The organism is Cupriavidus sp. USMAHM13, assembly GCF_001854285.1.
GTDB lineage: Bacteria > Pseudomonadota > Gammaproteobacteria > Burkholderiales > Burkholderiaceae > Cupriavidus > Cupriavidus malaysiensis.
On the sequence record NZ_CP017752.1, the window covers coordinates 1435024 to 1460801 of the forward strand.

The 25778-nt window shown below is 70.9% G+C and carries 24 protein-coding genes and 1 tRNA gene; 4 read left to right on the forward strand and 21 right to left on the reverse strand.

The window, feature by feature from the left end; all coding sequences use genetic code 11:
- Positions 1-5: 5 nt before the first annotated feature.
- From BKK81_RS24740 to BKK81_RS24790, 11 genes are all read right to left on the reverse strand, one after another.
- On the reverse strand, positions 6-260 hold the full coding sequence (locus tag BKK81_RS24740) for a hypothetical protein (protein WP_071018531.1): 255 nt from the start codon (positions 258-260) through the stop codon (positions 6-8).
- 172 nt (positions 261-432) lie between these two features.
- Positions 433-1110, reverse strand: coding sequence for a TetR/AcrR family transcriptional regulator (locus BKK81_RS24745; protein ID WP_083384416.1), 678 nt, complete (start codon positions 1108-1110; stop codon positions 433-435).
- A gap of 121 nt (positions 1111-1231) precedes the next feature.
- Positions 1232-2875, reverse strand: coding sequence for a cation/acetate symporter ActP (gene actP, locus BKK81_RS24750; RefSeq protein WP_071018533.1), 1644 nt, complete (start codon positions 2873-2875; stop codon positions 1232-1234).
- Entirely contained in the window at positions 2872-3231 is a 360-nt protein-coding gene (locus BKK81_RS24755; protein ID WP_071018535.1) for a DUF485 domain-containing protein, read from the reverse strand. The genes actP and BKK81_RS24755 overlap by 4 nt, the downstream gene beginning before the upstream one ends.
- Before the next feature lie 29 nt (positions 3232-3260).
- Positions 3261-4484: an FAD binding domain-containing protein gene (locus BKK81_RS24760; protein WP_071018537.1), complete on the reverse strand. Its 1224-nt coding sequence runs from the start codon at positions 4482-4484 to the stop codon at positions 3261-3263.
- Positions 4481-4975 carry a VOC family protein gene (locus BKK81_RS24765; RefSeq protein ID WP_071018539.1) on the reverse strand — a complete coding sequence of 165 codons (495 nt, stop codon included), beginning with the start codon at positions 4973-4975 and terminating at the stop codon, positions 4481-4483. The genes BKK81_RS24760 and BKK81_RS24765 overlap by 4 nt, the downstream gene beginning before the upstream one ends.
- 229 nt (positions 4976-5204) lie before the next feature.
- Complete coding sequence (locus BKK81_RS24770) at positions 5205-7502, reverse strand: xanthine dehydrogenase family protein molybdopterin-binding subunit (RefSeq protein ID WP_071018541.1); 2298 nt, start codon at positions 7500-7502, stop codon at positions 5205-5207.
- Positions 7499-7987, reverse strand: a complete 489-nt coding sequence (locus BKK81_RS24775; protein ID WP_071018543.1) for a (2Fe-2S)-binding protein — start codon at positions 7985-7987, stop codon at positions 7499-7501. The genes BKK81_RS24770 and BKK81_RS24775 overlap by 4 nt, the downstream gene beginning before the upstream one ends.
- Entirely contained in the window at positions 7984-9279 is a 1296-nt protein-coding gene (locus BKK81_RS24780; RefSeq protein WP_071018545.1) for a cytochrome c, read from the reverse strand. Before BKK81_RS24780 ends, BKK81_RS24775 begins: the two co-directional genes overlap by 4 nt.
- A 182-nt stretch (positions 9280-9461) precedes the next feature.
- Positions 9462-10592: an alkene reductase gene (locus BKK81_RS24785; protein WP_071018547.1), complete on the reverse strand. Its 1131-nt coding sequence runs from the start codon at positions 10590-10592 to the stop codon at positions 9462-9464.
- A 46-nt stretch (positions 10593-10638) separates the two neighbouring features.
- The gene (locus tag BKK81_RS24790; protein ID WP_071018549.1) at positions 10639-11841 is read right to left on the reverse strand and encodes an MFS transporter; all 1203 of its coding nucleotides are present in this window, start codon (positions 11839-11841) and stop codon (positions 10639-10641) included.
- Between the two features lie 451 nt (positions 11842-12292).
- On the opposite strand from BKK81_RS24790, the gene BKK81_RS24795 reads away from it, so the two are divergent.
- Positions 12293-13465 carry an FAD binding domain-containing protein gene (locus BKK81_RS24795; RefSeq protein WP_071018552.1) on the forward strand — a complete coding sequence of 391 codons (1173 nt, stop codon included), beginning with the start codon at positions 12293-12295 and terminating at the stop codon, positions 13463-13465.
- A 43-nt stretch (positions 13466-13508) separates the two neighbouring features.
- On the opposite strand, the gene BKK81_RS24800 is transcribed toward BKK81_RS24795, so the two are convergent.
- Both BKK81_RS24800 and BKK81_RS24805 read right to left on the reverse strand, forming a co-directional pair.
- Positions 13509-14087, reverse strand: a complete 579-nt coding sequence (locus BKK81_RS24800; protein ID WP_071018554.1) for an antibiotic biosynthesis monooxygenase — start codon at positions 14085-14087, stop codon at positions 13509-13511.
- A 197-nt stretch (positions 14088-14284) separates the two neighbouring features.
- On the reverse strand, positions 14285-14944 hold the full coding sequence (locus tag BKK81_RS24805; RefSeq protein WP_071018556.1) for a carbonic anhydrase: 660 nt from the start codon (positions 14942-14944) through the stop codon (positions 14285-14287).
- Between the two features lie 74 nt (positions 14945-15018).
- On the opposite strand from BKK81_RS24805, the gene BKK81_RS24810 reads away from it, so the two are divergent.
- The 3 genes from BKK81_RS24810 to BKK81_RS35625 all read left to right on the forward strand — a co-directional run bounded on the left by BKK81_RS24810 (position 15019) and on the right by BKK81_RS35625 (position 15773).
- Positions 15019-15423 carry a RidA family protein gene (locus BKK81_RS24810; RefSeq protein ID WP_257786975.1) on the forward strand — a complete coding sequence of 135 codons (405 nt, stop codon included), beginning with the start codon at positions 15019-15021 and terminating at the stop codon, positions 15421-15423.
- 54 nt (positions 15424-15477) lie between these two features.
- Positions 15478-15554, forward strand: a tRNA-Arg gene (locus BKK81_RS24815).
- A 21-nt stretch (positions 15555-15575) separates the two neighbouring features.
- The gene (locus BKK81_RS35625) at positions 15576-15773 is read left to right on the forward strand and encodes a hypothetical protein (protein WP_156811437.1); all 198 of its coding nucleotides are present in this window, start codon (positions 15576-15578) and stop codon (positions 15771-15773) included.
- Between the two features lie 69 nt (positions 15774-15842).
- Here BKK81_RS35625 and BKK81_RS24820 read toward each other — a convergent pair whose 3' ends face one another.
- The 8 genes from BKK81_RS24820 to BKK81_RS24855 form a co-directional block, all read right to left on the reverse strand.
- Positions 15843-16679 (reverse strand): shikimate dehydrogenase family protein, encoded by an 837-nt coding sequence (locus BKK81_RS24820; RefSeq protein ID WP_071018560.1) that lies wholly within the window; start codon positions 16677-16679, stop codon positions 15843-15845.
- Between the two features lie 384 nt (positions 16680-17063).
- The gene (gene gabD, locus BKK81_RS24825) at positions 17064-18512 is read right to left on the reverse strand and encodes an NADP-dependent succinate-semialdehyde dehydrogenase (RefSeq protein ID WP_071018562.1); all 1449 of its coding nucleotides are present in this window, start codon (positions 18510-18512) and stop codon (positions 17064-17066) included.
- A gap of 93 nt (positions 18513-18605) precedes the next feature.
- Positions 18606-19346: an SDR family NAD(P)-dependent oxidoreductase gene (locus tag BKK81_RS24830; protein WP_071018564.1), complete on the reverse strand. Its 741-nt coding sequence runs from the start codon at positions 19344-19346 to the stop codon at positions 18606-18608.
- 65 nt (positions 19347-19411) lie between these two features.
- The gene (gene lpdA / locus BKK81_RS24835) at positions 19412-20827 is read right to left on the reverse strand and encodes a dihydrolipoyl dehydrogenase (protein ID WP_071018566.1); all 1416 of its coding nucleotides are present in this window, start codon (positions 20825-20827) and stop codon (positions 19412-19414) included.
- Positions 20828-20836: 9 nt separating this feature from the next.
- Complete coding sequence (locus tag BKK81_RS24840) at positions 20837-22129, reverse strand: pyruvate dehydrogenase complex dihydrolipoamide acetyltransferase (protein WP_071018568.1); 1293 nt, start codon at positions 22127-22129, stop codon at positions 20837-20839.
- A gap of 1 nt (position 22130) precedes the next feature.
- Positions 22131-22619, reverse strand: coding sequence for a VOC family protein (locus tag BKK81_RS24845; RefSeq protein WP_071018569.1), 489 nt, complete (start codon positions 22617-22619; stop codon positions 22131-22133).
- A gap of 43 nt (positions 22620-22662) precedes the next feature.
- Positions 22663-24852 carry an alpha-ketoacid dehydrogenase subunit alpha/beta gene (locus BKK81_RS24850; protein WP_071018571.1) on the reverse strand — a complete coding sequence of 730 codons (2190 nt, stop codon included), beginning with the start codon at positions 24850-24852 and terminating at the stop codon, positions 22663-22665.
- Positions 24853-24950: 98 nt separating this feature from the next.
- On the reverse strand, positions 24951-25763 hold the full coding sequence (locus tag BKK81_RS24855) for an SDR family NAD(P)-dependent oxidoreductase (protein WP_071022235.1): 813 nt from the start codon (positions 25761-25763) through the stop codon (positions 24951-24953).
- Between the last annotated feature and the right edge of the window lie 15 nt (positions 25764-25778).

The following is a 25778-nucleotide window of genomic DNA, read 5'->3' on the forward strand; positions in this document are numbered from 1 at the left end:
GATGTTCAGGACAGCGAGCAGGCGCCGTTGCTGCAGTCGTCCTGCTGCGCCACGGCCCGGCGCAGTGCCGCCTCGAACACCGCGACGGATTGCGCGCCGCTGACGATCTCGCCGTCGATGTCGAACTGCGGCACGCTGCGGACACCGCCGGCCTGCACCGCCCGTTCGGCGTCGCGGACCTCCCGCGTGTCCAGGCGGCGTTCCCCGATCAGGCACCAGGGGCAGATGAAGTCGGAAGTGATGGTGATGTTGAGCGTCATGGCTGGTTCTCCAGGTGATGGAGCCATGATGCGCCCCGCGCGCGACGGCGATAAGCGGGGTCAGGCCGAAAGCTGCGTTGTACTGCTCGCAACGCCGATCTTCACCGCCCGGCATCGAGCCGGCGCGCCATGCCGTTGCGCGCGGGCCGGGGCGGACGATCCGGTCGCGCCGCTATGGCGCGGTACGCCCGCCGTCGCGCAGCTTGCGCATCGCCGCCGGCGCGCCGTGCAGGAAGACGTCGACCTTCTGGCGGATCACCGCTGCCATGTCGCCCGGCACCTTCAGCCCGTAGATCCATTTGCGCACGCCCAGGTAGAAGATGCCGGCATGCAGGCCCCAGATCATCTCGATCTCGGCCTCGGTGTCGGCGGCATGGCGGGGCGGGGCGATGCCGAAGGCCTCGCGCACTTCGGCCAGCACCGGCAGGAAGACCTTGCTGCGCAGCTTGCTCAGGTACTTGTTGTTGATGCCCTCGTGGGTCAGGCCGGCGAAGATGAACAGGCGGATCCATTCCTCGCGCAGGATCACCGAGGCATAGTCGAGATAGAAGACGTACAGCCGCTCGGCCAGCGGAATGGAGCGGTCGGCGATCTGCCGCTCCCATTCCGGGCGCCACTTGAACACCTCGTTGTAGACGCGCTCGATCAGCGCCTCCTTGCTGTCGAAATAGCGATAGAGCAAGGGTTGCGTGACCCCGATCTGGCGGGCCAGCTCGCGGGTGCTGCCGCCGAAGCCGTTGCGGGTGAAGTGCTCGATGGCCTTGTCGACGATCTGCTGTTCCCGCTCCTCCGGCAGGAGCCTGCGGGTGATCCTGTTGTCGTCGCTGTCCGCTGCGCTGCCTGCTTCCATGGGATGCCCTCTGACGATCGGGTGCGGGTGATGTCCGGGGATTCTACCAAGCCGCCGATCGACCGATAAACAACGGCCCGGGCCCGCCTGCGCCGCGTCGGCGCGCAGGCGGGCGCCGCGTTCATCCGCCGGCCTTCCCGCTGCCGGCGATGCCGAGCTCGCTGGCGACCTGCTGGTTGGCGTAGGCCGAGCGCTCCCAGGCGCCGCGCGCGGAGCGGTCGGTCACCGAGAAGACGTAGATGCCGGCGAAGGCCACCAGCATGGAGAACAGCGCCGGATACTCGTACGGGTAGATCGCCGTGGCATGTCCCAGCACCTGTACCCACACCGTCGGGCTCAGGATCGTGAGCACCACTGCGGTGAGCAGTCCCAGGGTACCGCCGATGACCGCGCCGCGCGTGGTCAGGCCGCGCCAGTAGATCGACAGCAGCAGCACGGGGAAATTCGAGCTGGCGGCGATCGAGAAGGTCAGGCTGACGATGAAGGCGATGGTCTGCTTCTCGAACAGGATGCCGAGCAGGATGGACAGCACGCCCAGCACGAGCGTGGTGGCGCGCGAGACGCGCATTTCCTCGTGGTCGGTGGCCTGGCCGCGGCGCACGACGGTCGCATAGAGGTCGTGCGAGATGGCGGAGGAGCCGGCCAGCGTGAGCCCGGCGACCACGGCCAGGATGGTGGAGAAGGCCACCGCGCAGATGAAGCCGAGGAACAGGTTGCCGCCGACCGCATGGGCCAGGTGTACCGCCACCATGTTGACGCCGCCGATCACCGCGCCCGAGCCGTTGTGGTACAGCGGATCGCCGGCCACCAGGGCGATGGTGCCGAAGCCGATCACGATGATCAGCGCATAGCCGATGCCGACGATGCCGGTGGCATAGAGCACGCTCTTGCGCGCGGCCTTGACGTTGCTCACGGTGAAGAAGCGCATCAGGATGTGCGGCAGGCCGGCGGTGCCGAAGATCAGGGCGAGGCCGAGCGAGATGGCCGAGACCGGGTCCGAGACCAGGCCGCCAGGGCGCATGATGGCGGCGTGCTTGCCGTGCGTTGCGATGGCCTGCTCGAACAGGCGGTCCAGGCTGAAGCCGAAGCGGCTCATCACCATGAAGGCCATGAAGGCGCAGCCGGCCAGCAGCAGGGCCGCCTTGATGATCTGGATCCAGGTCGTGGCGAGCATGCCGCCGAAGAACACGTAGACCACCATCAACACGCCGACCAGGACCACCGCCGAGGTATAGCTGAAGCCGAACAGCAGTTCCACCAGCTTGCCCGCGCCGACCATCTGCGAAACCAGGTACAGCAGCACGATCACGATCGAGCTGGTGGCGGAGAAGGCGCGGATCGGGCGCTGCCGCAGCCGGTAGGACAACACGTCGGCCAGGGTGTAGCGCCCGAGGTTGCGCAGCGGCTCGGCGATCAGGAACAGGATGATCGGCCAGCTGGCCAGGAAGCCGATCGAGTAGATCAGGCCATCGTAGCCGCTGGTGAACACCAGCGCCGAGATGCCGAGCAGCGAGGCGGCGGACATATAGTCGCCGGCGATCGCCCAGCCGTTCTGCAGCGCGGTGATCCTGCCGCCGGCCGCGTAGTGGTCGGCCACGCTGTGGTTGCGGCGGGCGGCCCATCGCGTCACCACCAGGGTGGCCGCGACGAACACCAGGAACATGCCGATCGCGGTCAGGTTCATTCCCTGCCCGACCGGGGGTGTGGCGGCCAGGGCCGGAGCGGCCGCGGCCAGCGCGAAGACCAGGCTCAGCAGGCGCTTCATTGCAGTTCTCCTTGGCGGATGCCGGCGATCAGCCGGTCGTAGACGGTATTGCTGCGATGGACGTAGAGCGCGACCAGCGCGAAGGTGAAGGCGAACATGCCGAAGCCGATGGGGATGCCGACGGTCATGGGCCGGCCGGCAACCAGCGGCACGGCCAGCAGGGCCGGCCGGAAGGCCAGCGTGAGGATGAAGCCGAAATAGGCCATCAGCATGGCCGCCGTCAGCGTCCAGGCGAAGCGGCGGCGCATGCGTTGCAGGCGGGCGAAGTCCGGGCGGCCGAGGATGGGGTGGGGGACCACCGGTGCATCGCGCTCGGTGGCGTCCGCATGGGAGGGGTAGGGGGCGGCTTGGGGCATGGCAGGGTCTCCGATGGATGGCAGGGGGCTCAGAAGCGCCGGGACACCGCGGTCTCGCGCATGACCGCCTCGGGCGTGCGGTAGCGCTCGGCCATCGCGCGCTCCTCGTCGCTCTTCAGTTGCGCCTGCATGTAGGCGCCGAGATGGCGCGCATGTTCGACGATCGCGTGGCCGATCTGCACACGCTCGCTGCTGTAGGCCGCGAGCGCGTCCGCCACCGGCGCACCGCTGCCGAGCGCGCGCACCAGCGCCATGGCGTCGCCGGCGGCCTTGGTGACACCCATGCCGCAGTGCGGGCGCGCGACGAAGGCGGCGTCGCCGAGCAGGGCGATGCGGCCGAACGCCATGCGTGGCACCGTCAGGTCGAAGATCGGCTGGAACAGCGGCTGGGCGGTCTTGGCGACCACCTCGGCAAACTGCGGCGCCAGCAGCTCGGTGGCCGCGCTCTCCATGTCGGCAAGCACGCGAGGGCGGATCAGCGCGGGCGGGATGCCGTTGCGCCAGCACTTGCCGCTGGCGTCGGTCAGCAGGTCGGGAAGCTCGTCGTCCTCGCGCGTGGCGCGGTACCACACGAAGTTGTAGCGGCGCTGGCCCGGCGCGGTGCTGTTGGCGGCGCCGGCCACGGGATAGCCGAGGATCTGCTCATGCGGCGGCAGGCAGAAGGCGAACTGCTCGAAGATGTCCGCGCGGGTGCCGGCCGAGAGCTGCGCCTCGTCGACCAGGCCGCGCCAGGCGATGTAGCCGGCGTACTCGAGCCCGGCCGCCGGCAGCCATTGCTCGCGCAGCCCCGAGCGGAAGCCGTCGGCGGCGACCACGAGGTCGGCGCGGTGCGCCGAGCCGTCCTGCAGCGTCACCACGGCATGGTCGCCATGCGTATCGGCCGATACCACGGTGGCGCCGGTGCGGTAAGTGCCCGTAAAGGCGTGGTTCAGGACCTCGTAGATCTTGCCCCAGGCGGTCAGCGTCTGCGGCATGGCGCGTTCCGACAAGACCTTGCCCTCGCGCGACAGCGTGATGCGCCTGTCCACGTGCACGCCGATGCTGTCGTCGACCGCCACGCCGGCGGCGGCGAGCGCCTCGAACAGCTCCGGATGCGTGACGATGCCGGCGCCGCGTCCGACCAGGGCTTCGGGCGTGCGCTCGAAGATCTCGACGTCCCAGCCGTCGCGCATCAGCATGTTGGCGGCAAGCAGGCCGCCGAGCGAGCCGCCTACGACGATCGCCTTCGGCTTGGTGAGCCGTGTGGTAGTCATTCCAGTTCTCCAGTCAGGGCATGGGTGCCGTCGGGCTGCGCAAGGCCGGCGATGTCGAGGCCGGCGACTTCCGCCGCGGGGTAGTTGAGTTCGATCGTGACGCCGGACGGATCCTCGATGAAGACCTGGTGCAGGCCCAGGCCGGGAACCGTGCGGTCGCGCCAGGGAATTCCCGCGGCGCGCAGGGTGTCCCACATCTGCCGGACACCGGTGGCGAGGAAGGCGATGTGGTCGAGGGTGCCGGTGCCGGACGCAGGCAGGGTCCGGTCGCCCAGGTAGGCGGACAGGCCGGCGGGACTGTCCGGATCGACGCCGATGATGTGCACGGTGCCGAAGCCGCTTTCGTCGTCGCCCAGGTAGAGCCAGGCGCCCGGGAAGTCGAAGGCCGGCCGGAAGCCGCGCCGGAAGCCCAGGACACGCTCATAGAACGCGCATGAGCGCTCCAGGTCGGTGGTACGGATGGAATAGTGTGCAAGCCTGGCCAGTGCCATCGCTCTCTCCTTAATTTATCAGTCGATCAGTGATCGGTTGATAAATTATAGGTTGGAGGTGACAGGCGACCAAGAACGATTCAGGCAGTAGTTACCCTGATGAATCGCTGTTTTTCGAGTGATAAATGAAGTGCGAGGCGCACCGGCGGCGCGGCAGTCGATGGCGGGCAGCCGGCAGCCGGGAACCACCGGCCGGCGCCGCGGCATTGCTGCCGCGGCGGTGGCGGGCTCAGGGGGCGAGCCGCGCGCGCAGCGCTTCGCCGCCCAGCGGCAGGTCGCGCAGGCGCAGGCCGGTGGCATCCAGCAGGGCGTTGCCGATGGCGGCGGCGGTCGGCCCCATGGCGGCTTCCGCCACGCCGAGGAAGGGGGCGCCGGGCCGGTCGATCAGGTGGACCTTGATCTGCGCGGGCACGGTGGAGAAGCGCATGATCGGATAGCTGCTCCAGTCGACGCTGCGGATGCCGTCGCGGTCGAAGCGGAGCTGCTCGTAGAGCGTCCAGCTGGCGGCCTGCAGGATGCCGCCTTCGATCTGGTTGCGCACGCCGTCGGGGTTCACCACCTGGCCGCAGTCCACCGCGACTTGCGCCGATTCGAGGCGCACCCTGCCGCTGTCGCGCTCGACCGAGACCTCCACCGCCATGGCGACATAGGCCATCAGGTTCTTGTAGCGCGCGAAGGCGAAGCCGACGCCCCGCTTGCCCGCGCGCGCGGCCTTCGCCTTGCGCGGCCAGCCGGACTCGCGCGCGGCCAGCCTGATCACCTCGAGCGCGCGGGGGTCATCCATGTGACGCACGCGGAATTCGACCGGATCGATGCCGGCCGCGCGCGCGAGGTCGTCCATGAAGGTCTCGATGCTGAAGACGTTGAGATGCGCGCCGAGCGAGCGCATGGCCGAGGTGCGCAGCGGCATCGTCGGCGAGAAGTGATTGACGATGTGCCTGGCTGGCAGGCGGTACAGGGGGATCGCGTTGCGGTCGCCGCCGCCCTCCGGCTGCAGCATCGGCACCGACGGCGCCGGTGTGAACGGCTTGGCCAGCTGGGTGGCCGGCAGCAGCCGGCCCGCGTTGACCACGCGCTCGTTGTGCGAGCTGCTCCACAAGGCATAGTCCCAGCTGACGATGGTGCCGTCGGCCGACAGCCCGGCCCGGACCTGCGTGATCATGGCGGGCGTGTAGTGGTCCCACAGGTTTTCCTGGTCGCGCATCCATTGCACGCGCACCGCGCGTCCCGGCAAGGCGCGCGCGAGCAGGGCGGCATGCGCCGCCGCGTCGTCGGCGCCGTTGTGACCGTAGCAGCCGGAGCCCTCGACATGGACGCAGCGGATCTTCTCCTTCGGCATCGACAGCATCTCGGCCAGGCCGTCGCGCAGCGGATAGACCCCCTGCGAGTGCGTCCAGACCGTGAGCCGGCCGCTCTCCATGCGGCCGACGGCGCAGGAGGGGCCGATCGAGCCGTGCATCAGGTAGCGCTTGCTGTAGGCCGCTTCCAGCGTGCGCGCGGCCGCCGGCATCGGCGCCTTGGCGTCGGCGATGGTCAGGTGCTGGGTGGCGATCTGCCGCAGCTGCGCGGCCACTTCGTCAGGCGCCGGCAGCGCGCGCCCCTTGCCCCAGCGGCAGCCGGCCGACAAGGCGCGCTGCGCCAGCACGGCCTGCCATTCCTTCTGCGCGACCACGGCCAGCAGGCTGCCGTCGCGCACGATGGCAAGGAACCCTGGCGTGGCGCGCGCGCCGGCCTCGTCGACCGCGAGCAGCGGCGCGTCGTAGGCGGGCGGCAGCACGACGCGCGCGTGCACCATGTCGGGCAGGCGCAGGTCCTGTACGTAACTCGGTCCCCCCGAGACCTTGGCGGGGATATCGAGACGCCGCATCGACGCGCCGATCACGGTGAAGGCCGCCGGATCGCGCAGCGGCGAGACGGGCTTGGCCTGCACGTGGAGATTGACGTACGGCAGCAGCTCGGCGAACGTCAGCGAGCGGCCGTCCGGCGCCGCGATGCGGGCGTCGCGCAGGGTGAGGCTGGCCGGGTCGACGCGCAGCCGGCGCGCGGCGGCGTCGGCCAGCAGGCCACGCACCTGGGCGGCGGCATTCAGCAAGGCGCTGCCGCTGTCCGCCATGGTATGGCTGCCGGCGGTCAGGCCCTCATCGGGAGAGCGCGCCGTGTCGGCGGTCAGGAAGACGATGCGGCGGGGCTCGATCTGCAGCTCCTCGGCCGCGACCTGCAACAGGGCGGTCCGCACCCCGGTGCCGAGCTCGACCTTGCCGGTGTAGACCGTCACCTGGTTGTCGGGGGCGACCTGGATCCAGGCGTCGAGATAGGGATTGGTCTTCAGGCTGCCCGCCAGCGCGACGAACTGCCTGGCGACCGTGACCGCGGCACCCTCGTCGGCCAGCACCGTCTGCGCGAGCGGGCGCCGCGCCGGCAGCAGGGTGAAGCCGACCACCAGGGAGCCCGCGATCATCAGGGCCCGGCGCGCGGGGTTGTCGGGGCCGTCGGGGCCGTCGGGGCCGTCGGGGAGCTCGCGGCTCATCGCGTGGCCTCCGCCGCCTTGGCCGCGCCGCGGGTGCCGGCGGCGGCCGCGCGGATCGCCGCCAGGATCCGCATATGGGTGCCGCAGCGGCAGAGATTGGGTTCCATGTGCGCGCGGATCTCCGCTTCGGTGGGGTGGGCGTTCGCTTCGAGCAGCGCCTGCGCGCGCATGATCATGCCGGCGATGCAGTAGCCGCACTGGGCCGCCTGGTGTTCGATGAAGGCCTGCTGCAGCGGGCCGGGCCGCTCGGCGGAGCCCAGGCTTTCGATCGTCCGGACCGCGCGCTGCCCCAGCGCGGCCACCGGGACCAGGCAGGAGAAGACCGGCCGGTCGTCGACCAGCACGGTGCAGGCTCCGCACTGGCCGAGGCCGCAGCCGAACTTGGCGCCGTGCAGCCCGAGCTCGTCGCGCAAGGCATACAGCAGCGGCGTGGACGGATCGATATCGAGCGCGTGGCTCTTGCCGTTGACTCTCAGCGTGATCATTGCGACATCACTCCCTTGCGGATGCTGCTGACGGTGGCTGGCACGCCGTCCCATGGCCGCCGCCCGGCGTAGGCGGCGCGCAGATAGGCCGCCAGGTCGGCGACCTGGCTGTCGTCCAGCACCTGCTGGAACGGCGGCATGTAGTGGAGCGCCTGCTCGCCCTGCCATGGCACGCCGTACAGGATCATCTGGATGGCATTGCGCGGGCTGGCCGAGTGGAGCGCGCTGCTGGTGGCGAGGCTCGGCCGCTTGCCGAGCGATTGCATGGGCGAGCGCTCGCCGTGGCATGAGGCACAGGCTCCGGCGAACAGGACCCGGCCGCGCTGCACGGCATCGGCATCGCCCGGGACCGGGGCGCCGGCGGTGTCGCGCGGCCGCTCGCGGTCGTCGGGCGCGGGCTGCTGCAGCGAGAACAGATAGGTGGCCATGGCCTCCACGTCGGATGCAGGCACCGTGGCCAGTTCCTGCGTGACCGGCAGCATCGGGCCCGCCGCCGCGCCGTGTGCGCCCGAGATGCCCGTGCGCAGGTAGGTGGCGAGCTGTGCCTCGGTCCACGGCACGGCGCCGTTGGCGAGGTGGAGCAGCGAAGGTGCCTCCCAGCCGTCGATGAGGTTGCCGGCGAAGGCCTGGCCGGACTTCTCGCCGCCGATGAGGTTCAGCGGAGAATGGCAAGCCGCGCAATGGCCGAGGCCGTTGACGAGTTCGCGGCCGCGGTTCCATTGCGCGCTGCGGGCGCTGTCAGGCGCTTGCGCTCCGGGGCGGAGGAACAGCACGTTCCAGAACGCCACCAGCGGCCGGAAGCCGAGCGGGAAGATCAGGTCGTTGCGCGGCGCGGCGGCGGATACCGGGTCGCGCCGCATCAGGTAAGCGTAGGCCGCGGCGATGTCGTCGTCGGACATGCGCGTGTAGTGGACATACGGGAAGGCGGGATAAAGCTGATGGCCGTCGCGCGCGATGCCGCGCCGCAGGGCCCGCGTGAAGGCCGCCAGCGACCAGGTGCCGATGCCGGTCTCGGGATCGGGCGTGATGTTGGTCGAATAGATGGTGCCGAACGGCGTGCGCAGCGGCAGGCCGCCGGCATAGGGCTGGCCGCCGGGCGCGGTGTGGCAGACCGCGCAATCGCCCAGCGCCGCCACGCGGGCGCCGCGCAGTACCTGCGCGCGCTCGAATGATTCCGGTGCCGGCGCCTGGACTGGGGCGATCTCCCGCTCCAGCATCAGGTACAGCGCGAGGCCGCCTCCTGCCAGGACGATGGCGCAGATCAGCATCCACCATTGGCGTCGAGAGGGCATGGGGAAATCTCCTTGGCTTCCGGTGCGTGGCACCGGCGTCGGTGGGCGGCATGCCCGGGCTGGCCGATTTCGGCAGTGTAGGAGGCGGTGCGGACCGCAGCCATTGCGGAATGGTCGTGACCGCACCAGACGAAGGTGTTAGGCCGGGCGCGCAGGGCGCCCGGTACGTGACCGTCTGTCGCTTACCGCAGCGGCGCGTAGTCGGGCAGCGGCGCGTAGTCGGTGTAGCCGGCTGCGTCGCCGCCGAAGAACGAGGCCGGATCCGGCTGGTTCAGCGGCGCCGAGGTGCGCAGGCGCAGCGGCAGGTCGGGGTTGGCGATGAAGGGCCGGCCGAAGGCGATCAGGTCGGCGCGGCCCTCGGCGAGCGCCTTCTCCGCGGACGGGCCGTCGTAGCCGCCGGCCAGCATCAGCACGCCCTGGTAGGTGTCGCGCATCATGCGGATCATGCGGTCCCAGCGCGGGTCCGCGGCCTCGTCCTTGACGGTGCCCACCATGGCGGGCTCGACCAGGTGCAGGTAGGCCAGCGGCCACTGGTTCAGGCGCCGCGCGATATGGACGAAGGTGGCCTCGGGCGTCTCGTCGTCCATGCCCATGAAGCGGCCCATCGGCGTCAGGCGCACGCCCACGCGCGCGGCGCCGATTTCGGCGGCGACCGCGTCCACCACCTCCAGCAGGAGCCGGGCACGGTTCTCGATGCTGCCGCCATATCGGTCGGTGCGCTGGTTGCTTGCCGAGTTGATGAACTGGTCCAGCAGGTAGCCGTTGCCCGCATGGATTTCCACGCCGTCCATGCCGGCCTCGATGGCGTTGCGCGCGGCCTGGCGGTAGTCCGCGACGATGGCGGCGATCCCTTCGACGCTCAGCGGCTGTGGCACCGGGATCTCTCCCCAGACGCCACGGCCGTGTTCGTCGAGGATGAAGGTCTTGCCCGGCACGGGCAGCGCGCTGGGCGCCACCGGCAGGGCGCCACCGGGCTGGAAGACGGGGTGGGACACGCGTCCCACGTGCCATAGCTGGAGGAACATGCGCCCGCCGGCGGCGTGCACGGCATCCGCCACGGCGGACCAGCCGGCGATCTGCGCCTCGGTATGGATGCCGGGTGTCCAGGCATAGCCCTGGCCCTGCTGGGAGATCTGCGCGGCCTCCGAGATGATCAGCGCGGCAGAGGCACGCTGGCGGTAGTACTCGGCGTTCAGCGCGGTGGGCACATTGCCAGGTTGTCCGGCGCGGGAGCGCGTCAGCGGTGCCATGACGACGCGGTGGTCGAGCTGGAGCGGGCCGATGGAGATGGGGGAAAAGAGTCGGGAGTCCATGACAGGGATACCTCCGGTCGTGAGCGTTATCGGGGAACGGGCCGAATCAGCGGCGCGGGGCCAGTGCCAGCGCGGCGAGCGATACCAGGGCCAGGCCGCTGCCGGCGGCGATCACGCCATGCCAGCCGGCGTGGGCATACAGCGTGCTGGCGACTGCCGATCCGAGCGCGCCACCGGCGAAGATCGACGTCATGTACAGCGCATTGAGCCGTGCGCGGCTGGCGGCATCGAGCGCGTAGATCGCGCGCTGGCCCAGCACCATGTTCATCTGCACGGCGAAGTCCAGCACGATGCCGGTCAGCGCGAGGCCGTACAGCGCGGCGTGCCCTGCGGCCAGGCCGGGCAGGAAGCTGGCGGCGGCGGCGACCATGGCGCCGAACGAGGCCAGGCGGGTATGGCCGGCATCGGCAAGACGGCCGGCGATCGGCGCGGCGATGGCGCCCAGCGCGCCGACCAGGGCGAAGATGCCGATCTGCGATTGCGACAGGCCCTGGCGGCTGGCCAGCTCCAGCGGCACGGCGGTCCAGAACAGGCTGAAGGCGGCGAACAGCAGGCCCTGGTAGAGCGCGCGCTGGCGCAGCACCGGGTAGCGGGCGAGCAGGTGCCAGAGCGAGGCGATCAGGCTGGCGTAGCTGGCACGATGCTGCGGCACGCGGCGCGGCAGGGTCATGGCGATGATGGCGACGGTGGCCAGCGTCATCGCGGCCGCCGAGAAGAACACGGCGCGCCAGCCGAAGAACTGCGCCAGCATGCTCGACAGCGGCCGCGACAGCAGGATGCCGGAGAGCAGGCCGCCCATGATCGTGCCGACGGTGCGCCCGCGCAGCGCCTCGGGGGCAAGGTGCGCGGCCAGCGGGATCAGGATCTGCACGCTGACGGAACTGAGGCCGAGCAGCAGCGAGACGAGCAGGAACCAGCCCGGTTGCGACGACAGCGCGGCGCCGATCAGGCTGAGCGCGGCGGCGGCGCCGCTGAGCATCAGCAGGCGGCGGTTCTCCAGCAGGTCGGCGAGCGGCACCAGGAAGAACAGGCCGATCGCGTAGCCGATCTGGGTCAGCGAGACGATGACGCTCGCCCCCTGGGGCGAGAGCCCGATGGCCGGTGCGATCAGTTCGATGATCGGCTGTGCGTAATAGAGGTTGGCCACCAGCACGCCGGCGGACAGCGAGAACAGCGCAATCAGCGCCGGGGACATCGGCGCGGCCGCCTGGTGCGAGCCGCTGTGGAGGGAGGAGGTCGTGGTTTCCATGGCTTCGGGTTTCGGGCATCGGGGTTGGGATGTGCCGAAGCTTAGGTGGCGCAAGGCGGGCTTGGAATGAGGGCGCAGCGCAAGGTAGCGTTGCGTCCAGCACAAAGCCGCCGGCGGGACGTCGCTGCGGGTGGTGGCGCCGGGCGGGACTGGCGGTGACTGGCGGTGACTGTTGGTGGCCGGCGCGCGCCGGCTATGGCAAGCGGCCGGCGCCAGGGCAGGAAGCGCCGCAGGCGGTCCGTTGATGATCTATTGATCAATAAGTGCCGGCGGCGGCGCTTGCGGCGGGGCCGCCGGCCTGGCGCCGGCGCGGCGCGGCCGGTTCCGCACCGTCCTGCCGGCCCGCAGCGCAGGCGTTGCGCCGGACGCAAAGCTGTGCAGCGCTGCGTGGCGATTCTCCCGCGGCCGCGCCGCGCGTACTGTGGCCTCCGACAAAACAAGGAGGCCTGTCATGGATACCAAGCACACCCCGGCGCGCCGCGCGCTGGTCATCGGCGGTTCCCTCGGGGGACTGTTCATCGGCAACCTGCTGCGCCGCATCGGCTGGCAGGTCGACATCTACGAGCGCTCGCCGCATGCCCTCGACAGCCGCGGCGGCGGCATCGTGCTGCAGCCCGAGGTGATCGAGGTGTTCCGCCGCCTGGGCATCGATGCCGGCGAGGTCGAGCTGGGCGTCGCCTCCCGCTACCGGACCGTGCTGGAGCCGGACGGGACGGTGCGCAGCCGGCGCTTCGCGCCCCAGATGCAGACATCGTGGTCCCTGATCTACTCGCGGCTGCGCGCAGCCTTCGGCGAGGCCGGCTATCAGCAGGGCAGGACGCTGGTCGGCATCGAGCAGGATGCGGCGGCCGGCACCGTCACCGCCCGCTTTGCCGACGGCAGCGTCGAGACCGGCGACCTGCTGATCGGCGCCGACGGCGGCAACTCGACCGTGCGCCAGCAGATCTGGCCCGAAGCGCGGCCCTCGTATGCCGGCTACCTGGCCTGGCGCGGGCTGGTCCCGGAGTCCCGCATGCCGGAGTCGACACGCCAGATGCTGGCCGGCGATTTCGGCTTCGCCAACAACCGGGGCTCGCACATCCTCGGTTATCTGGTGCCGGGCGAGCACAACGACACGCGCCCTGGCCACCGCTTCTACAACTGGGTCTGGTACCGCGTCGCGGACGCACGCATGCTCGCTGCCGTGATGACCGACCGCAATGGCAAGGCGCGCGGCTACTCGGTGCCGGAGGGCCTGCTCGACGAGCGCTGGCTCGCCCATCTCCAGCAGGATGCCGAGGCCCTGCTGCCCGAGCCCTTCCGCGCGATCGTCGCGGCGACGGAGCAGCCGTTCGCGCAGGCCATCCGGGACCTGGCTTCCGAACACATGGTGTCCGGCCGCATCGCGATCCTGGGCGACGCCGGCTCGATCCCGCGTCCGCATACGGCGGCCAGCACGTCCAAGGCGGCGGCCAATGCGCTGGCGCTGGCGGATGCGCTGCAATCTGCGCCGGCCGATATCGCCGCGGCGCTGGCGCGCTGGGAGCCGGCCCAGGTCGCGTATGGGAAGGCCTTGCGGCGCCAGGGTACCGAGACCGGCAACCTGCTGTTGTTCCACGGGGCCGCCACGGCCGGTGCTGTCTGAGCGCGGGTGCCGGGGCCGGCCGGCTCGGCCCGCAGCGCGCCGCTTACTTGAACAGCCAGGGCGCGACGAGCCGCGTATAGCGCGGCATGACCACATAGACCATCAGGAACACGATGGCCGCGGTCACGGCCGCCTTGTTCACGAAGGCGTCGTGGTCGAAGCCGAGCTGCCCGAGCAGCGGCAGGACGCCCCATGGCACGACGATGCTCAGCGGCAGGATGGCGCTCCAGGTGACGAGCCACTGCTTCCACGCGGTCGGGACCTTGACCGGCGCGTGTTTCGGCGTGAACCAGAAATCGAGCCCGGTCTTGATCTCGTAGCGGTCGCCCTGCCGCAGCGCGGGGCCCATGTCGGCGATGTGCCGGCGGCGCTCATCGGATTCCATCCAGGCGCTGAGGCTGTGGAAGTCGGCGAAGCGGACGATGGTCGCGTACTCGCGGCTGCCGCCGGCCGGACGGATCACGTCGGTGCTCAGGTAGCCGGGGAATTTCGACGAGGCGGCGCGGATGTCCGCCAGCCACGCCTCGTACTGCGCGACGGCGTCGGGCGCCACGTCATGGACGATGATGCTGGTGACGATTTCCTGCGGCGCTTCCTGCGGCATGGGGGCGGTCGGGTTCATCGCGCTTCCGGTGGGTGGCGGAGGCCGGCGGCCCGAGGAGGCGCCGTGGCCGAAGCGCTCCATCTTACGCGGAAAGCGGCGGGGCCGCGGTGCCCGTCACCGCGGGGGCGCTGAAGCGGGAACGGCTGCTGAAGCGGATGCCGTCTCGTGCGAGACGGCTGCAGGCGTCGGTGGCCTGTTCCCGGGCGGGAAGGCTGTCACACCTGTCCGCGGTTGCGCGAAGACACGGCAACGGTGGTCGGCGACTCGGCGAGCGGTACGAAACGGCGCGTCTTGCCATCGAGCGCATCGATGCTGCCGGTCTCGATATCGTAGACCCAGCCGTGCAGGCTCATGCGTCCCTGTTCGAGCGCCAGCGCCACCGATGGATGGGTGCGCAGGTTGGCCAGTTGCGCGATCACGTTCTCACGCACGAGGCCATCGAGCTTGGCGCGAGGCGTATCGAACTGATGGGCCGCATTGATGGCTTTGGCCGCATCGGAGTGGCGCAGCCAGTTCGCCACCGCCGGCAGGTGGTCAAGGCAGGTGCAGCGCGAGATCGCGCCCATCGCGCCACAGTCCGAATGCCCGCAGATCACGATATCGCGCACGCCCAGCACCGCCACCGCGTACTCGACGGTGGCCGACACGCCACCGGGCTCCGGGCCGTACGACGGCACGATGTTGCCCGCGTTGCGGATCACGAACAGCTCGCCCGGCTCGCGCTGGGTGAGCAGCTCAGGCACGACGCGGCTATCCGAACAGGTGACGAACAGTGCCTTTGGGTTCTGTGTCGTGGCGAGCTGTTTGAACAGCTCGACCCGTTGCGGATAGACCTCGCGCTGGAAGCGCAGAAAGCCGTCGATGATGTCACGCATGGCGTCCTCCTGATTCGAATGCTCGATACTGGCATGGTCGTTCGATACGCTGCCATGCCGGTGCGGCCCAGATTATCGCCGATGTCGGGCCTCCCGGGGCACGGGGACCCGCCCCGTTCCGGCGCACTGCCGGCGGCCTTGTCTTCATCTCCGGCCAGGTCGGCATCCGCCCGGACGGCACGGTGCCCGATAGCGTGGAGGAGCAGATCGAGCTCGCCTTCCGGCGCCTGGGTGCGGTCCTGGTCCACGAGGGGCTGGGTTTCGAGGACCTGGTCGAGCTGGTCTCCTACCACGTCCGGATCGACGAACAGCTCGGCGCGTTCCGGGAGATCAAGGCGCGCTGCATCACGCGCGAATTCCCGGCCTGGACGATCCTCGGTGTGGCGTCGCTCGCGCGGCCGAACCTGCTGGTCGAGATCAAGGCGGTCGCGGCTGCCTGGGTCCACGGCGGCCGCGACGCGGACTGCATCGCAAGGTGATCGACGAAAGTACTTGCCTTTTTCCGTGGTTCAGTTATAGTCACGTCCTCGCGTGCGGCTGTAGCTCAGTTGGATAGAGTACTTGGCTACGAACCAAGGGGTCGTGGGTTCGAATCCTGCCAGCCGCGCCACCTATTCTCAGGATGTAGCAGATGGACGGCCTGGAAGCCTCAAGCTTCCAGGCCGTTTTTTTATGCGCCCGCGCCGGCCGGCCGGGGTGCGGCCCCGGCGGCAAGGAAAAGCGCCGTCCGCGCTGCGGCGGCGGACGGCGCAAGCTGCGGCAGATCAGCGGAATCGCCACAGCGGACTGGATCGTAGCCGCGCGCTGCGCCGCCGATTGCAAACAATGATGTCTGCCTGCTCCCGCGTGCCGAGCGCGGCATTCCGCTGTTGCCGAAAGTCCACGCCGCGCAGCGGCTTCAGTCCGCCGGGCCGAGGATGCGCTCCACGCATTCCGCGCGCAGCGGCACGCCCAGGAAGCGCGCGATCTCGACGATCTGCCCATACAGCATCCATTGCCCGTGATGGATGGCGCAGCCGCGTGCGCGTGCCTCCCTGAGCAGCGGCGTCTCCTCTTCCCGCATCACCGCCTCGCAGACGAGGGTCGACGCATCGAGGCGCTCTGCCGCGAGCGGCAGCGGGTCGCTGTCGCGCAGGCCCAGCGCGGTGGCATTGACGACCACGTCGAAGCCGGCGGGATCGTCGCCGCCGGCGCGGATGTCGACGCCGGGCACCGCCGCGCGCAGGCGCGCGGCCAGCTCCTGCGCCTTGTCGGCCGAGCGGTTGTGGATGACCAGCTCGGCCGGCCGCTCGCGCGCCATGGCATAGGCCATCGATTTGCCCGCGCCGCCCGCGCCGAGCTGCAGCACGCGCTTGCCGGCCAGCGCGTGGCCACGTTCGCGCAGGCCGGCGACAAAGCCGTCGCCATCGAAGTTGCCCCCGCTCCAGCAGCCCTTGTCGCGGTCGAAACGCATGGCATTGACCGAGCCGACCAGGCGCGCCGTGTCGCTCAGCGCGCCGCAGGCGGCCACTACGGCTTCCTTGTGCGGCACGGTGACGACCAGTCCGTTCAGGCTCTGGATCGCGCGGGCGCCGTCGAGGAAAGCGGCCAGTTCCTCGGGGGCGACGTGGAAGGGCACGCAGACCGCGTTGAGGCCCTGCCTGGCGGTGGCGGCATTGAACAGCTGCGGGGTGCGGACATGGGAAACCGGCGCGGCGACGATGCCGACGAGTTGGGTGTTGCCGTCGATCTGCATGGTGTGGTTGGCGTTGGTTGGGTGATGCTGCCGTGGTTGGGAGGGTTGTCGGTGGAGGACTTGGTGATGCGGGCGCCGAGGGCTTCGTTGGTTTGCTCGTGTGCTGGATCTCACCGAGGGCTTCGCTGGATGTGGTGCCTTGCTAGACCACCCCTCTCCCCCGCCCTCTCCCCATGCGGGGAGAGGGAGCCAAGACACTATGCTTGGTGTGCGGTGCTGGTGCATCTCGTTTCGGCTTCGTTCAGCGCGACGGGGTTTGCACCGCGCCGGTTCGCTCCCCTCTCCCGCCTGCGGGAGAGGGGCCGGGGGAGAGGGCAGGCGCCAGCGTCGTGCCCAGGCCCGTATCCGGGATGATGGTGCCTGCCAGCGGCACCAGGCACCCCCTCAGATCCCCGCCATGCACGTGTACTTCACGACCAGGTAGTCCTCGATGCCGAAGTGCGAGCCTTCGCGGCCGACGCCTGACTGCTTGACGCCGCCGAACGGTGCCACTTCGTTCGAGATCAGGCCGGTGTTGACGCCCACCATGCCGTACTCCAGCCGTTCGGAGACGCGCCACACGCGGCCCAGGTCGCGTGCGTAGAAGTAGCTGGCGAGGCCGAATTCGGTGTCGTTGGCCATGGCCACCACCTCGTCCTCGGTGTCGAAGCGGAACAGCGGCGCCACCGGGCCGAAGGTCTCTTCGCGCGCCACCAGCATGCCGGGCTTGACGTCGGCCAGCACGGTGGGCTCGAAGAAGGTGTGGCCGAGCGCGTGGGGTCTGCCGCCGGAGAGCACGCGCGCGCCCTTGGAGACGGCGTCGGCGATGTGTTCCTCGACCTTGGCCACCGCCTTGCCGTCGATCAGCGGCCCGATGCGCACGCCGTCGTCCATGCCGTTACCCACCTTGAGCGCGGCGACCGCGGCCACCAGCTTCTGCGCGAAGGTGTCATAGACCTTGCTGTGCACGTACAGGCGGTTGGCGCATACGCAGGTCTGGCCGGCGTTGCGGTACTTGGAGACGATGGCGCCTTCGACCGCGGCATCGAGGTCGGCGTCGTCGAAGACGATGAAGGGGGCGTTGCCGCCCAGTTCCATCGATACCTTCTTGATGGTGGAGGCGGTCTGCGCCATCAGCTCGCGGCCCACTTCGGTGGAGCCGGTGAAGGTCAGCTTGCGCACCAGCGGGTTGTGGCTCAGCTCGCCGCCGATGGCGGCGGCCGAGCCGGTCACCACCGACAGCACGCCGGCGGGGATGCCCGCGCGCTCGGCCAGCACGGCCAGCGCCAGCGCCGACAGCGGCGTCTGCGAGGCCGGCTTGAGCACCATGGTGCAGCCGGCCGCCAGCGCGGGGCCGGCCTTGCGCGTGATCATGGCGGCGGGGAAGTTCCACGGCGTGATGGCGGCGCACACGCCCACCGGCTCCTTGGTGACGACGATGCGCTGGCTGCTGATCGGCGCCGGGATGGTCTCGCCGTAGACGCGCTTGCCTTCCTCGGCGAACCACTCGATGAAGGAGGCCGCATAGGCGATCTCGCCGCGCGACTCGGTGAGCGGCTTGCCCTGCTCGGCGGTCATGATGGCGGCGAGGTCGTCCTGGTTGGCGAGCAGCAGCTCGAACCACTTGCGCAGCAGCGCCGAGCGCTCCTTGGCGGTGCGCGCGCGCCAGGCGGGCAGGGCGCGGTTGGCGGCCTCGATGGCCTGGCGGGTTTCCTCGGCGCCGAATTGCGGCACCTGGGCCACGTGCTCGCCGGTAGCGGGATTGAGGACGGCGATATGGCGTGCGCCGTCGACCCAGCGGCCGTCGATATAGCACTGCTGGCGCAGCAGGGAGGGGTCTTTGAGCGTGAGCATGATGGGATTCCTTGGCGACGATGAGAGTGGGGGCGCTGCAAGGTGACCGGTGCCCGCGCGGCGGCGGGCTCCGCTTCGATTCTACTGCCGGCGTCAGCCGGCGATGTAAAGGCCGCCGTTGACGTGCAGCACCTCGCCGGTGATGAAGCTGGCGGCCGAGCTGCACAGGAAGCCGATCGCGGTGGCGATCTCGCGCGGCTGGCCGAGGCGCTTGAGCGGCGTCTGCTCGACCGAGTCGGCGCCGCGCTTCTGGATCAGATCGGCCGTCATCGGCGTGGCGATGATGCCGGGCGAGACCGCGTTGACCCGCGTGCGCGGGCCCAGCTCGCGCGCGAGGCTGCGCGTCAGGCTCAGCAGGCCGCCCTTGGAGGCCGAATAGTGTGCGTTGTAGTAGGCCCCGCGGTGGGCGGCCACCGAGGTCAGGTTGACGATGGCGCTGCCCTCGCGCAGCGCCGGCATGGCGCGGCGCACCAGGTAGAACACGCCGTCGAGGTTGATCGACAGCGTGCGCCGCCATTGCTCGTCGCTCATGCCGTCGACCGGCTGGGCCTCGTACAGGCCCGCCGACGGCACCAGGAAGTCGATGCCGCCGAAGCGTTCCTGCGCCAGCGCCACGGCGCGTGCGCTGTCGCCGGGATCGGCCGCGTCCATGCGCAGCGTGGCGACGCGCTCGCCGGCGGGGTCGAGCTCGCGCGCGAAGGCGGCGAGGCCGCCCTCGTCCACGTCGGTCAGCACCAGGCGCGCGCCGTGCGCGTGGAACAGGCGGGCGGTCTCGCGGCCGATGCCGCCGTTGGCGCCGGTCAGCAGCAGGGTGCGTTGGTCGAAGTCGTACATGGTGTCTCCTGGATAGGGTTGTCTGTGGCGCAGGTGTCGGTCGCGCGGCTCGGGGCCCGGGCCGCTCAGATGTGCAGGGCGCGGCCGTACGCCGCCAGCACGGCTTCGTGCATGGCTTCCGACAGGGTGGGGTGGGGCAGCACGGCTGCCATCAGGTCGGCCTCGGTGGTTTCCAGCGTCTGCGCGATGGCATAGCCCTGGATCATCTCGGTCACTTCCTCGCCGACCATGTGGGCGCCCAGCAGCTCGCCGCTGGCGCCGTCGAACACCACCTTGACGAGGCCGGCGGTGGCGCCCATGGCGATGGCCTTGCCGTTGCCGACGAAGGGAAACCTGCCCACCTTGACCTCGCGCCCGAGCGCGCGCGCCTGGGCCTCGGTCAGGCCCACGCTGGCCACCTGCGGGTGGCTGTAGGTGCAGGCCGGGATGCGCGCGGGATCGAGCGCGTGCGGATGCAGGCCGGCGATGTGCTCGACGCAGATCACGCCTTCGTGGCTGGCCTTGTGCGCCAGCCAGGGCGGACCGGCCACGTCGCCGATGGCGTACAGGCCGGGCTCGCCGGTGCGGCCGAAGCCGTCGGTGACGAGATGCGTCTTCTCGACCCTGGCCGCGGTGTGCTCCAGGCCGAGGTCTTCCACGTTGCCGACGATGCCGGCCGCCACCAGCACCACGTCGGCTTCCACGCGCGTGGCGGCGCCGGTACGCGGCTGCAGCGTCAGCGCCCAGCCTTCGCCGTGGCGCTCGGCGCGCTCCAGCGCCGTCGCCACGTGCAATGCGATGCCGTCGCGCTTGAGGCTGGCGGCGACCTGGGCCGAGATCTCCTCGTCCTCCACCGGCAGGATGCGCTCGGCCATCTCCACCACCGTGACTTCGGCGCCGACGGCGCGGTAGAAGCTGGCGAACTCGATGCCGATGGCGCCGGCACCGACGATCAGCAGGCGGCGCGGCAGGCTCGGCGGCGCCAGCGCCTCGCGGTAGCTCCACACCGTCTTGCCGTCGGCCGGCAGCGCCGGCAGCTGGCGCGCGCGCGCGCCGGTGGCAAGGATGATGTGCGGGGCCGACAGGGCCTGGCGGCCGCCGTCGGCCCCGCTCTCCGCCCCGCCCTCTACCTCGAGCCGGCCGCGGCCGGCCAGGCGGGCGTGGCCGCTGATCACCGTCACGCCGTGCTTCTTCATCAGGTGGGTCACGCCCTTGTTGAGCTGGGCGGCCACCGCGCGCGAGCGCGCCACCATGGCCGGCAGGTCGGCGCTGGCGCTGCCGGCGCGCACGCCGAAGGCGGCCGCGCCATTGACCAGGCGCAGCACATCGGCCGAGCGCAGCAGCGCCTTGGTCGGGATGCAGCCCCAGTTCAGGCAGACGCCGCCGAGCTGCGCTTTTTCCACCAGCGCGGTCTTCATGCCCAGTTGCGCGGCGCGGATGGCGGCCACGTAGCCGCCGGGGCCGCCGCCGACGACGACCAGGTCGAATGCGGATGCAGTCACGTCGCGTCCTCAGATCAACATTGACAAGGGGTTTTCCACCAGCCGCTTGAACGCGGCCAGCCACTGCGCGGCCAGCGCGCCGTCGATGGCGCGGTGGTCGGCCGACAGCGTGCAGCGCATGACCTGGCCGGGGCGCAGCTCGCCGTCTTCCACCACGGGCACCGCCTGGGTGGCGCCGACCGCCAGGATGGCGGCCTGCGGCGGATTGATGATGGCGGAGAACTCGCTTACGCCGAACATGCCCAGGTTGCTGACGCTGAAGCTGCCGCCCTGGTATTCCTCGGGGCGCAGCTGCCCGGCGCGGGCACGCGCGGCGAGGTCGGCGATCTCGGCGCTGATCACCGACAGCGGCTTGCGGTCGGCGCCGCGCACGATGGGGGTGATGAGGCCGGTCCCGGTCGACACGGCCACCGCCACGTCCGCCTCGCGGTAGTGGCGCATCGCGCTGTCGGTCCAGCCCACGTTGGCCTCGGGCACCTCGCGCAGGGCCACCGCCACCGCGCGCACGATGAAGTCGTTGACGGAGATCTTGCGCGCGGCCCCGGCATTGACCTGCGCGCGCAGCGCCAGCAGCGCCTCCATGCGGCAGTCGGCCACCAGGTAGAAGTGGGGAATGGTGGCCTTGCTTTCCGACAGGCGCCGCGCGATAGTGCGGCGCATATTGCTGTGCGGCACCTCGGTGAAAGCGGCATCGGCGGGCAGCGCGGCGGCACTTGTGCTTGCTGCCGGCACGGCAGCGCTGGCGGAGGCGGCGGGGGCAGCGGCCGGAGCCGCCGGCGGGCGGCCGCCTTGCGCGGCCTGCTCCACGTCGCGCTTGACCACGCGGCCGTTGGGGCCACTGCCGCGCAGCGCGGCGAGGTCGACGCCGAGCCGGGCCGCCAGGCGGCGCGCGAGCGGGCTGGCGAACACGCGGGACGAGGGCGCGGCGGCCGGGCTGGCCGCGCCGGCCGCCGGTGCGGTGGCCGGCGTCGGTTCGGCCGCGGCGGCCGCAGCGGCCGCCGTCGGGGTCGCGCCACCACCGCCGGCGGCGGCGATCAGCGCGTCGATATCGATGGCGCTCTCGCCGTCGACCAGCAGCACGCCGATGGGCGCGCCGACCTCGACCTCCTGGCCGGCGGCGACGAGGCGGCGGCCCAGCACGCCGGCCGCGTCGGCGTTCAGCTCGACCACCGCCTTGTCGGTCTCGATCTCGGCGACGCAGTCGCCCACGGCGACCGTCTCGCCTTCTTCGCGGGTCCACGCCTGCAGCGTGGCATGGGTGGCATTGGCCGCCACCTCGGGCATGCGCAGCAGAATCGCCATGTCAGTGCGCCTCCGCCGGGAACAGGTCGGGCCGGTAGGCCGCGATGTCGTCGTACTGCACGAACTCCAGCACATTGCCTTCGGGGTCGTGGCAGAAGGCCAGCCAGGTGCCGGCGCGCACTTCGACGCGCCGGGGCCCGGTCAGCAGGCGTGCGCCGGCGGCGGCCAGCCGCTCAACCACGGCCTGGAGGTCGTCGACGATGAAGGTCAGGTAGCTGGCGTTGGCCTTGTCGAGGATATAGCCGGGCACCGCGGCGGGCGCCGGCGGCGTGGCCGGGGCCAGCAGCTTGACGCGCTCGCCGCGCGGCGTCTGCAGGCGCACGGCGGTGTAGCCGTCGCGGTGCATGGCGGCCTGCGCGGCGGCGGCCGGCGGCACCTGCACCTCGCTGACGAAGGCGAGGCCGAGCACCTGCTCGTAGAAGCGGCGCATCGGAGCGAGGTCGCGCACGGCGATGCCGACCTCGAGGGGAACGATCATGTTCAGGGTCATGGGGAAATCCTTGGCTGCATCGATGGGTCGGGGCAGGCGCGCATCAGGCGGCGCCCTGGTCGCGCATCACCTGGCGCAGGCCGGCGGCCACTTCCTCGGTGCGCGCCGCGGCGGCGCGCTCCAGCACCTTGGAGATGCTGGGCGCCGCTTCGGCGCCGGTCACGCGCTGCACCGGCTGGTCCAGCCAGTCGAAGCAGCGGCGCTGGATCTCGTCGGCCAGCCAGCCGCCGTAGGAGGTACCGCGCGCGCCCTGCTCGACGATCAGCACATTGTTGGTCTTGCGGATGCTGGCCTCGATGGTGTCCCAGTCGAGGCTGGCGCGGTCGAGCCAGCGCAGGTCGATCACCTCGGCGTCGACGCCGGTCTGCTCCACCGCTTCGAGCGCATGGCCCACCATCGACAGGTAGGCGATCACGGTCACCGCGGCACCCTGGCGGCGCAGCGCGGCCTTGCCCACCGGCAGGTGGTAGTCGAGGTCATCCACCGGGCCCGTGCCCGAGCTGTTGTACAGGTCGACGTGCTCGATCACCAGCACCGGGTCCTTGCAGGCCAGCGCGGTGTTCATCAGGCCGACGTAGTCGAAGGGACTGGACGGCGCGACGATGCGCCAGCCCGGGCAGGTGGCGAAGATGCCGGCCGGGTCCATCGAGTGCTGCGAGCCGTAGCCGGTGCCCATCGCCACCTTGGTGCGCAGCACCAGCGGCACGTCGCTCTCGCCGCCGAACATGTGGCGCGCCTTGCCGATCTGGTTGAAGACCTGGTCGGCCGCCACCCACATGAAATCGGGGTACATGAACTCGACCACCGGCTTGAAGCGGCCATCCAGCGCCATGCCGCCGCCCAGGCCGACGAAGGCGTTCTCGCTGATCGGCGTGCCGAGCACGCGCGCCGGGAAGCTGTCGCGCAGGCCGCGCGTGGCGCCGTTGGTGCCGCCCTTGAGGCGGTGCACGTCTTCCCCCATCACCACCACCGAGGGATCGGCCTGCATGCGCCGGTGCATGACGTCGGCCACCACGTCGATGAACTTGCGCGTTTCCAGCTTGCCGCCGAAGCTGTCCTGCTCGGCGTAGCGCAGGCCCTGCAGCTCGCGCAGGTCGCTGCGGATGCCGACGTCGCGGAAGTCCGGGCTGGGCCACAGCTCGGGGCGGATGCGGCGCTTGCCCGGCTTGCCCGAAGGATCGGCCTCGGTCAGCGCGGCGGCGGCCTCGCGCATGGCCTGCTTGACGCGCTCGCGCAGCGCGGCGATCTCTTCGGCGCTGACCAGGCCGCGCTCCTGCATGCGGCGCGCCATCAGTTCGAGCGGGTCGCGCGCGCGCCATTGCTGTTCCTCTTCCTTGCTGCGGTAGCCGAAGGCGCTGCCGGGGAAGGGGCCGTTCTGGTGGAAGAAGCGGTACAGGTCGGCCTCGATGATGGTCGGGCCCTTGCCGGCGCGCATGTGCGCCAGCGCTTCCTGCGTGGCCAGGTGCACGGCCAGCGGATCCATGCCGTCGACCTTCCAGCTGGGGATGTTGAAGGCCAGTCCGCGTGCGGACAGGCGCGGCTCGGCGGTCGATTCCTCCACCGTGGTCGACACCGCGTAGCGGTTGTTCTCGATGAAGAAGCACAGCGGAAGCTGCCACGCCGCCGCCAGGTTCATGGTCTCCAGCACCGAGCCGATGTTGACCGCGCCGTCGCCGAAGTAGGTGATGGCCACGGCGTCGGTGCCCGCGTGCTTGTGCGACCAGGCCGCGCCGGCGGCCATCGGCACGCCGCCGCCGACGATGGCGTTGGTGCCGAGCGCGCCGGCCTCGGCCCACTGCAGGTGCATGGAGCCGCCGCGGCCCTTGCAGAAGCCCTGCGCCAGGCCGAGGATCTCGGCCAGCGTGCGCTGCAGCAGGGTCTGCACCGCCGGCGCCAGCGGCGCGCGCGGGTCGAGGCCGGCCGGGGCCAGGTAGCCGAGCGCCTTGGACAGGAACTGGTGGTGGCCGCGGTGCGAGCCGTTGATCTGGTCGGCGCCGCTCAGCGTGACCAGCGAGCCGGCGGCGCCGCCTTCCTGGCCGATGCTCGAATGGGCCGGGCCGTGGACCAGGCCCTCGGCGGCCAGCTCCAGCACGGCTTCCTCGAAGCCGCGGATCAGGTGCATATGGGTGAGCAGCGAGCCCAGCAGGGCAGGGTCGGCGCGCGCCCAGTCTTCGTCGGTGGCGCGCAGTTCCACCCATTCGGCGGCGGGGCGCAGGGTGCTACGTTCAGACATGAGAAGGAATCCTTGTGGTCCAGTGGTTCTTGCGATGCGCCGCACTGCGGCGCGTCGTGTCGTGTCGAGTTGTCTTGGGCGGGTCGCGGCGCCCGCGTTCAGAAGCCGTCGGCGGTCCAGCCGCCGTCGGAGACCAGCGCGTGGCCGGTGATGAAGGCGGCGGCGTCGGAGGCGAGGAAGAGCGCCACTTCGGCCATCTCTTCCGGCGTGCCGAAGCGGCGCAGCGGCGTGCGCGCCAGCAGGGCCTCGCCGTCCATGGCGCCGCGCGCCAGCAGCGAGTCGACCAGCGCCGTGCGGGTGTAGCCCGGGCACACTGCGTTGACGCGGATGTTGTGCTCCGCCCATTCGGCCGCCAGCGACTTGGTCAGCGACACCACGCCGGCCTTGGCCGCGCAATAGGCCAGGCGCCGGGCCGACGAGGCCAGGCCCCACATCGAGGCGGTGCTGAGGATGTTGCCGCCGCCCTGGCGCACCATGCGGCGCGCCGCGGCCTGCGTGCAGAAGAAGACGCCGCTCAGGTCGATGTCGATGGCGCGGCGCCAGTCGTCCGGCGTCAGCTCCAGCGAGGGCTTGTTCATCGAGATGCCGGCGTTGTTGAGCAGCACGTCGATGCGGCCGAAGCGCGCCTCGGTGGCGGCGCAGGCGGCCTCGACCGCCTCGGGGTCGGTGATGGAGGCGCGCACGGTCTCCACCTCCACGCCGGGATGGGCGGCCTCCAGCTCGGCCTTGGCGGCGGCCAGGCCGCCGGCGTCGAGGTCGAGCAGCATCAGGCGCGCGCCGTGGCGGGCGAAGCCGTGCGCCATGGCGCGGCCGATGCCGCTGGCGGCGCCGGTGTCGAGCACGACCTTGCCGGCCAGGCCGGGATAGCGGGCGGGCGCGAACGGCTGGGCGTCGGGATATCCGTGCTGCATGCCTTGCGGTTGTGC

Bases quoted from the DNA above. Each gene is read 5' to 3' on its own strand.
- BKK81_RS24740 (WP_071018531.1), bottom strand. From the start codon at position 260: ATGACGCTCAACATCACCATCACTTCCGACTTCATCTGCCCCTGGTGC.
- BKK81_RS24745 (WP_083384416.1), bottom strand. From the start codon at position 1,110: ATGGAAGCAGGCAGCGCAGCGGACAGCGACGACAACAGGATCACCCGC.
- actP (WP_071018533.1), bottom strand. From the start codon at position 2,875: ATGAAGCGCCTGCTGAGCCTGGTCTTCGCGCTGGCCGCGGCCGCTCCG.
- BKK81_RS24755 (WP_071018535.1), bottom strand. From the start codon at position 3,231: ATGCCCCAAGCCGCCCCCTACCCCTCCCATGCGGACGCCACCGAGCGC.
- BKK81_RS24760 (WP_071018537.1), bottom strand. From the start codon at position 4,484: ATGACTACCACACGGCTCACCAAGCCGAAGGCGATCGTCGTAGGCGGC.
- BKK81_RS24765 (WP_071018539.1), bottom strand. From the start codon at position 4,975: ATGGCACTGGCCAGGCTTGCACACTATTCCATCCGTACCACCGACCTG.
- BKK81_RS24770 (WP_071018541.1), bottom strand. From the start codon at position 7,502: ATGAGCCGCGAGCTCCCCGACGGCCCCGACGGCCCCGACGGCCCCGAC.
- BKK81_RS24775 (WP_071018543.1), bottom strand. From the start codon at position 7,987: ATGATCACGCTGAGAGTCAACGGCAAGAGCCACGCGCTCGATATCGAT.
- BKK81_RS24780 (WP_071018545.1), bottom strand. From the start codon at position 9,279: ATGCCCTCTCGACGCCAATGGTGGATGCTGATCTGCGCCATCGTCCTG.
- BKK81_RS24785 (WP_071018547.1), bottom strand. From the start codon at position 10,592: ATGGACTCCCGACTCTTTTCCCCCATCTCCATCGGCCCGCTCCAGCTC.
- BKK81_RS24790 (WP_071018549.1), bottom strand. From the start codon at position 11,841: ATGGAAACCACGACCTCCTCCCTCCACAGCGGCTCGCACCAGGCGGCC.
- BKK81_RS24795 (WP_071018552.1), top strand. From the start codon at position 12,293: ATGGATACCAAGCACACCCCGGCGCGCCGCGCGCTGGTCATCGGCGGT.
- BKK81_RS24800 (WP_071018554.1), bottom strand. From the start codon at position 14,087: ATGAACCCGACCGCCCCCATGCCGCAGGAAGCGCCGCAGGAAATCGTC.
- BKK81_RS24805 (WP_071018556.1), bottom strand. From the start codon at position 14,944: ATGCGTGACATCATCGACGGCTTTCTGCGCTTCCAGCGCGAGGTCTAT.
- BKK81_RS35625 (WP_156811437.1), top strand. From the start codon at position 15,576: ATGGACGGCCTGGAAGCCTCAAGCTTCCAGGCCGTTTTTTTATGCGCC.
- BKK81_RS24820 (WP_071018560.1), bottom strand. From the start codon at position 16,679: ATGCAGATCGACGGCAACACCCAACTCGTCGGCATCGTCGCCGCGCCG.
- gabD (WP_071018562.1), bottom strand. From the start codon at position 18,512: ATGCTCACGCTCAAAGACCCCTCCCTGCTGCGCCAGCAGTGCTATATC.
- BKK81_RS24830 (WP_071018564.1), bottom strand. From the start codon at position 19,346: ATGTACGACTTCGACCAACGCACCCTGCTGCTGACCGGCGCCAACGGC.
- BKK81_RS24840 (WP_071018568.1), bottom strand. From the start codon at position 22,129: ATGGCGATTCTGCTGCGCATGCCCGAGGTGGCGGCCAATGCCACCCAT.
- BKK81_RS24845 (WP_071018569.1), bottom strand. From the start codon at position 22,619: ATGACCCTGAACATGATCGTTCCCCTCGAGGTCGGCATCGCCGTGCGC.
- BKK81_RS24850 (WP_071018571.1), bottom strand. From the start codon at position 24,852: ATGTCTGAACGTAGCACCCTGCGCCCCGCCGCCGAATGGGTGGAACTG.
- BKK81_RS24855 (WP_071022235.1), bottom strand. From the start codon at position 25,763: ATGCAGCACGGATATCCCGACGCCCAGCCGTTCGCGCCCGCCCGCTAT.